This window comes from Rubritalea sp., from assembly GCF_039830215.1.
In the GTDB taxonomy this organism is placed as follows: domain Bacteria; phylum Verrucomicrobiota; class Verrucomicrobiia; order Verrucomicrobiales; family Akkermansiaceae; genus Rubritalea.
The window spans coordinates 1-6,911 of sequence record NZ_JBDOPO010000199.1; the positions used below are offsets into that span (position 1 = coordinate 1).

Consider the following 6,911-nt stretch of genomic DNA (forward strand, 5'->3'; position numbering starts at 1 on the left):
CATGATGTGGTCGATGCTGGCTTCACAGGCTTTGAGCATGCGCCCAGATTATTGGCATTGGCCACGGTCGCGCACCCAGATGTTTTTGAGTGAAAACTTAGGAATGAAAATGGGCACTTTTGCAAAATCTTTGAGGACGATCACGGTCGGTACCCTAATAGATCCTTGAGCTGTGCCGATGGTCCTATCCTGGGCTCGCACTGGGAGCTCCATCCAGTCGCTTAGGTGTGCGGGATTCATTGTCTCACATCCTACGATGTCTAGCCCATCAGCATTGTCGGTGGCCATGTGGGCGAAGGCATCCGCTGGCGAGATGATAGAGACCGCTTGCCACTGGTGGTTGAGTACCAAGACGCATTTTTCGTGTACCGGATTTGTTTTCATGGGTTGACAGAAATTACACTGATCTAAGGAAAGACACCGAACACGCTTGTGAAATCAATGGATAATGTCAAAATTTGGTGGGATTTTTGTGGGAAAATTATTTATTTCGAATGAGTTGTTTTTTGTTGGTTGTTTGTTTGCGGGATGTTGTGGATTGGCGAAATGAGACTTGTTGTCGTTGTGGGTATAGTTGAAGGTGGCTGTGTTGGCCGATGAGTGAGAATTTAGAAGATCTGGAACAGTGGGGAGAGGATGTCATTTTTGGGCGTGCGAAGGGTTTTCGTGCGGCACTAATGCGCTGTGTCCTGCGTGGATTTTCTTGGCTCTATCGGTATGCTGTGCTGCAGCGCCTACGACTTTTCCGAGAGGGCTGGAAAGACCAAGCCTACCTTGGGACGACGGTGATCAGTATTGGTAACATTACGGTGGGGGGTACGGGTAAAACTCCAGTGGTGGAATTGTTCTCTAAGACGCTGCGTGACCGTGGCCGCAAAGTGGCAATCCTTTCGCGTGGTTATAAATCTAAAAAGTTAGACGAGCCACAGGAATGGCGTCGAAAGGCTACTGGTGAAATAGTGGAAGAAGACGAGATGCCAAAGTTGGTGAGCGCTGGAAATGGCCTCATCCTCGATGTCCAATACGCGGGTGACGAGCCTTACATGCTGGCTAAAAATTTGGATGAAGTCTCGGTGGTTGTGGACAAGGACCGAGTCAAAGGTGGTAAGTTTGCGATCGAGGAATTAGGCTCAGATTTACTTTTGTTAGATGATGGGATGCAGTTCCTGAAAATCGCCCATTCGTTAGATATCGTGCTGGTTGATTTCAACTCACCTTTTGGCACGGGAGCAATCTTGCCGCGTGGCACATTACGCGAACCACCGAAGAATCTGTGCCGAGCCGATTACATTTTCATCACGAAATGCTATAAGGCAGGAAACACAGAGCTGATCGAGAAAATCAGAAAGCACAATGCTGTGGCAGAGATAATCGAATGCACGCACGGTCCGCAGCATTTGGAAAATGTGTTCACCGGTGAGGTGCTACCGTTAGAATTTTTGAAAGGCAAATATGTGGCTGCTATCAGTGGTATTGCTGTGCCCGAGAGTTTTGAAGAAAAACTCACAGACTACGGCTCAAATGTGCTCTTCCACCGAACCTTTGCTGACCACCATTCCTTTTCCCAAAAAGATGTGGATCGGTTTATGCGCCGATGCGTGCGCCGCGATGCGGATATTATTGTGACCACAGAAAAGGACGCTGTGCGTTTTCCTAGACCAGCTGAAATGGATGTGGAGATTTACTTCCTACGGATAGAAGTGGATATTCTCAGTGGCCAAGATGTATGGGAGCGCCTAGTCGACCGAGTGTGTATGGAGAAGAAACCAGTTGATCCGCTTCTTTTATATGAGAAATCCATCCACCTCTAGGCTCCCCCCGCTGCTGCCAGAGCAACCAGAATTACGAAAATAGGTTAGCCACTATGCGAGGTGTTAACGACGTCACGGCCTAGGATTTGCTCGTAGCGCTCGATATAGGCCGCAGCCGTGGTACTGTGGTTAAAGACATCTTCGCTTTCCTTCATGATTCGGCGAATGGTCTTGTTCTTTACTGTAGGTTCCCACTGGTAAAACTTGATGGCTTCATCGATGGCCCAGCGCAGTCCATCGGCGCTGTAGTGTCCGAAGCGGAAGCCGTTCCCTAGTTTTCCATCGTAGTGGAGGTGGTGGATGGTGTCGTGGATGCCACCAGTATCGTGAACGATCGGAATGCAGCCGTATTTGGGTGCAACCATTTGCGGTAGACCACATGGCTCAAAGCGTGAAGGCATAAGCATGAAGTCAGAGCCGGCATAGCCTAAACGAGAAAGAGATTCATCGAATCCACACATGGCAACTTTACCTTCCAAGTCGTGAAGGGCGATTATGTCATGAAAATGTTGGGAAAATGAACCACTAGCAACAATCACAATCTGAAGGCCGAGGTGAGAATAGTCTGAGACAGTTTGGTACATTATATCAGCGAGGAGCTGACAGCCTTTCTGCATCGGATCGAGGCGAGATGGCCAAAAGAGAATCGGGGCATCTGGGTCAACATCGAGTCCAGTTTTTTCTTGGAGCAGAGCTTTATTGAGAGCCTTGCCTTTAGCCACCGTTTTTGGGGTGTAGTGGTGTTCGAGGTACGGATCTGAGTGAGGCTTGAGTGACTCGTCCGGTGCATTGAGTATTCCGCTGGCGCAACCAGCATATACCTTGTTAGCTAGTTCGTAGCGAATGGCGTCCGGGACGAAATCATGGCGCCCTTCGACGACTTCGTAAAGGAAGGTTGTGCTGACTGCGTTGACGTGGTCTGAGGCAAAAATTCCTGTGGCGAGTAGATCGACTGGTTTGGTGCCTCGTGCTTCATCGTAGTTCTCTGGATTTTCAGTGAAGTAAAGGTTATGCCAAAAATCTGCAGCATCGATTCCCTTGTCTTCCATATGGGCCATGGTGAGACATTCGGAGTGGATGTTATGGCAGGTGAAGAGGCAGGGAATGCCAAGACGTTTTGCTGCTGCGGGGATTAGACCAGTCATCCAATCGTTACAGTGAATGAGGTCTGGCTGAACACGTGGGATGATGTTGTTGATGACCTCGCGTTGGAAGGCGAGGGCTGTGTTATGGTTCTCCGCTAGATCGTACACTTTACTGCGGCGGTAAAAAATGCGGTCTTCAGCTAGGTGAATGCGCTTTTCTGGTATTACTTTGGAAACGCAGCGCTTCACTTCACCATCGAAGATCTCTTTCATGTCCATGTCAAACATCTTGCGGTAGTTAGGAATGGCAACGTGCACGTCTGCTCCTTGGTCATAGAGAGCCTTTACTAGTGACGCTGATACGTCAGCCATTCCGCCAGCTTTTGCTTGCATTCGCTGAGCTAAGTTCCCCATGCCATGAGGCAGGTAAGTGATTTCCGGTGTAACAACAAGGATGCGAGTTTTACTTTTGTTAGGTTCCGCGGTGGGGTTGCAAGGTTGGGGTTTACTCATGACTTCAAAAGGCTTAGCAAATAGATGTGGATGATACAAATAAAGAGTAATCTAAGAGGCAGTTTTTTTCAGCTGATTGATGAATTTACCCGTAGAGAGGTTTTCCTGGATAAAGAGCGAGGATGACTTGTATGTTTGTTACAATAACCTCCATGCAAATGTGAAAATAAGAACCGGTCCCGCATAGTCTACGACGAGTAAATGGAGAATGGTTATTTTTATAATCTTCCTAGGTGACAAATAGGATAAAGCAGCTTTAGTCAATCAAATCAAAAACTAAAATTTTATGCCGAATCCATTCCTAGCTGACGACTACCACATCCGCTGGTCAACTTTGACTGCAGACTACATCGAGTCCGATATCAAACAAGCGCTAGAGCGGGCTGAGCAAAGGCTTAACGCTATTCGCAATCTGGCCACTGAAAATGTGAGCTATGCTAACACTTTCGCTGCTTTTGAAAAAGCGGCTGAGGAACTGGAACGCGGTTGGGGACGTTTGAGCCACCTGGATAGTGTCGATGATAACCCTGAGCAACGCGCGGCGATGAATGCAGTGCTGCCTGAGGTCTCAGCTTTTTATTCGCAAATTTTTTTAGATTCCCAAATTTGGGCGTCGCTCAAAGCGTTTTCAGAAAGCCCAGACGCGAAGGCTCTAAGCCCAGTGAAGCAGCGCTTTATCGAAGAGACATGTGCAGACTTTATTCAGTCAGGAGCAGACCTCGATGCTACTCAAAAAGCTGAAGTCGCTGAAATAGAGGCGGAGCTGTCACAGAAGACAAAGAAGTTTTCGGAAAACGTGCTAGATTCCACCAATGCATGGGAGATCGTGATCCATGATGAAGCACGCCTTGCAGGTTTGCCTGAGATGGCGAAGGAGGCAGCTCGCTTAGACGCTTTACAAAACAGCCACGGTTCAGAAGATGCACCAAAGTGGCGCTTCACTCTGCAGCACCCATCGATGGGGCCTGTGATGCAGCACGGTGAAGACGATTCTCTGCGCAAGGAAATTTGGGAAGCGAATTGCACAGTTGGTCGTGATGGTGAGTACGATAATACTGACCTGATCTGGGAGGTGTTAGAGCTGCGCCAGCGTAAAGCTGAAATCCTAGGAAGACAATCATTTCCAGATCTCATTTTGCAACGTCGCATGGCTAAGAATGGCCAAGCTGCTCTTGACTTCACAGAGGACCTTCACGGCAAAATCCAAGAAGAATTTCTCAAAGAGACTAAGGAACTCCAAGACTTTAAGGCTGAGAAAACCGGTGGAACTTCGGCACCACTAGAGCCATGGGAAACTGCCTACTGGTCTGAGAAACGCCGTAAAGAGCAATACGCATTTGATGATGAAGCTCTGCGTCCCTATTTCCCTGTCGCTAGCGTGATGGACGGAATGTTCTCTATCACTTCAAAGCTATTTGGTATCGAAATTGCCGAGAAAGAAGCAGTCTTCGGTAAGGATGAAGATGGCAAAGTTCAGGTTTGGCACGAAGAATGTAAATTCTACGATGTCCAGGACTCCGCGACCGGTGAGTTGCTCGGATCGTTCTATGCCGATTGGCACCCGCGCCCAACTAAGCGTGGTGGAGCGTGGATGAACTCGCTCAAGACTGGTGGACCGGTGGCCGATGGTGGAGCACGTGAACCGCACCTCGGCTTGATGATTGGAAACATGACCAAGCCAGTGGGGGATAAGCCTGCTCTGTTAGACCACCGAGAAGTTGAGACGATCTTTCATGAATTCGGTCACTTGCTACACCATCTATTAGGTGACGTTGAGGTGAAATCACTTTCAGGCACGAATGTCCCTTGGGATTTCGTTGAGCTACCATCGCAGATTATGGAAAACTTTTGCTGGGATCGCGAATCGCTCGATCTGTTTGCCAGGCATTATGAAACTGGTGAGACCCTACCTGATGAGCTCTTCCTAAAGATGCTGTCAGCTAAAAACTACATGAGCGCTACTGGATTTATGCGCCAGCTCGCACTTGGCAAACTAGACCTAGAGCTTCACCAAAACTTTAGTCAGTACAAAGGTGGCGATCTCGATGCGGTGGATGCCAAAATTTTGGCTGATTACAAAACGCCACTAGCGACTGATTCGCCGACTATGGCGCGTCGATTCTCTCACTTGTTCTCTGGCCCAGTGGCCTATGCCTCCGGTTATTATTCTTACAAGTGGGCAGAGGTGCTAGACGCTGATGCATTCACTCGTTTCCAGGAGGATGGAATTCTCAATACTGAGACGGGTATGAGCTTCCGTAGGGAGATTTTGGCACGTGGAAATTCACGTCCAGTGGCTGAATCCTATCGCGCATTCATGGGCCGTGACCCAGAGCTCGAACCCTTACTCGAGCGCGCAGGATTAGCCTAACCTTAGAGCGGAAAACTCCATCTTGCCGCTCATTGAGTGGTAGAAATTTTGAATGCCGAGCATTAGCTTGGCATTCTTTTTGAGCCAAATTATTTTCCTTCAGCGCGTTTCTTGACCTTTTTCATCATGCCGTTGTATGCGAGCTTTCCGCTAGCCACTAGGCGGTGGTTGGCCTTCATCAGTGATGAGCCATGTTCGCGCATGTAGACATCGCAGAGCACGGCGTAGCTTCCGTTCCCGAGAACGACAAGTTCGACTTCAGGCTCGACGGCTACACCATCGGTGAACCATGTGCCATAGACAACTTCAGTAGATCGGCCACCCCATTTCTGAAACTGGTAGGTGTTGCCAGTTTGGGAAACGAGCGAGAAGCCATCTTCACGGAAAACTGAGCGAATGGCAGAGTCCACGTTGCGGCGTGAAGAGTTGTGAATCTCAGTGGAGGCAAAAGCATTTGAGTTGGAGCCTATGCCAACTGTCCCGCGACAACTTGTCCCGAGAGTGAGAGACGCGGCGGCTAGTGCGCAAGCGCTGAGGATTGGAAGTAATTTCATATTAGAGTGAGTCGATAGCAGATTGGAGTTCGGAAGCCAAAGCTTCATTGGTGATTTCTCCGTTAGAGAAATTATCATAAAATGAAGGAACTGAAAAACTGGCTTCGAGATCAGCTCCCATGTGTGGAAATGTGGCCTTGGCTGCCTCCAGTACTGTTGCTCCTCCACACGGTCCTGAGGAGGTGGAAAGTAGTAGCATAGGTTTGTTAGATCAAAGCTTTTGCTCTTGCCGCGATGTCGAACCGTGGAGGTTTTTGAAAGCCATGCTCTAGGAGCTATTGTGCTCTGCTAGTGCAATATAGATCGCATCGTGCGCGCGGATCGGATCGTGTTGAGAAAGCGTTGAGCGTCCACTGGAATCCCGTTGGTCTCTTCCTCATCAGAAGAATAAATAGGTAGGCTAAAAATTTGTTAAATCGCGCTCGATGAGCTCAGCGCCAATTACCTTACCCCCCCCCGCATAGTTAGCGAGTTTGCGGTTGATCTACGATGAGCTGGTGGAGGCCCCAAAGGAAGGTATCTTCATAGATGACTCACCTCAGTGGCTATTGCCATGGCCGGGGAAGGTTAAAAGATG

General features: G+C 48.9%; 6 protein-coding genes. 2 read left to right on the forward strand and 4 right to left on the reverse strand.

The window, feature by feature from the left end; translation table 11 throughout:
• Positions 1–48 precede the first annotated feature (48 nt).
• Complete coding sequence (locus ABGY95_RS06565) at positions 49–384, reverse strand: hypothetical protein (protein WP_347440893.1); 336 nt, start codon at positions 382–384, stop codon at positions 49–51.
• A 212-nt stretch (positions 385–596) separates the two neighbouring features.
• On the opposite strand from ABGY95_RS06565, the gene lpxK reads away from it, so the two are divergent.
• Positions 597–1,811, forward strand: coding sequence for a tetraacyldisaccharide 4'-kinase (lpxK, locus tag ABGY95_RS06570; RefSeq protein ID WP_347440894.1), 1,215 nt, complete (start codon positions 597–599; stop codon positions 1,809–1,811).
• Positions 1,812–1,855: 44 nt separating this feature from the next.
• Here the strand turns inward: lpxK and ABGY95_RS06575 are convergent, their stop codons facing one another.
• Entirely contained in the window at positions 1,856–3,409 is a 1,554-nt protein-coding gene (locus ABGY95_RS06575; protein WP_347440895.1) for a glycogen/starch synthase, read from the reverse strand.
• Between the two features lie 286 nt (positions 3,410–3,695).
• On the opposite strand from ABGY95_RS06575, the gene ABGY95_RS06580 reads away from it, so the two are divergent.
• Complete coding sequence (locus ABGY95_RS06580; RefSeq protein WP_347440896.1) at positions 3,696–5,780, forward strand: M3 family metallopeptidase; 2,085 nt, start codon at positions 3,696–3,698, stop codon at positions 5,778–5,780.
• Between the two features lie 89 nt (positions 5,781–5,869).
• On the opposite strand, the gene ABGY95_RS06585 is transcribed toward ABGY95_RS06580, so the two are convergent.
• Positions 5,870–6,334 (reverse strand): hypothetical protein, encoded by a 465-nt coding sequence (locus ABGY95_RS06585; protein WP_347440897.1) that lies wholly within the window; start codon positions 6,332–6,334, stop codon positions 5,870–5,872.
• A gap of 1 nt (position 6,335) precedes the next feature.
• Positions 6,336–6,533 (reverse strand): hypothetical protein, encoded by a 198-nt coding sequence (locus ABGY95_RS06590; RefSeq protein WP_347440898.1) that lies wholly within the window; start codon positions 6,531–6,533, stop codon positions 6,336–6,338.
• Positions 6,534–6,911 lie beyond the last annotated feature (378 nt).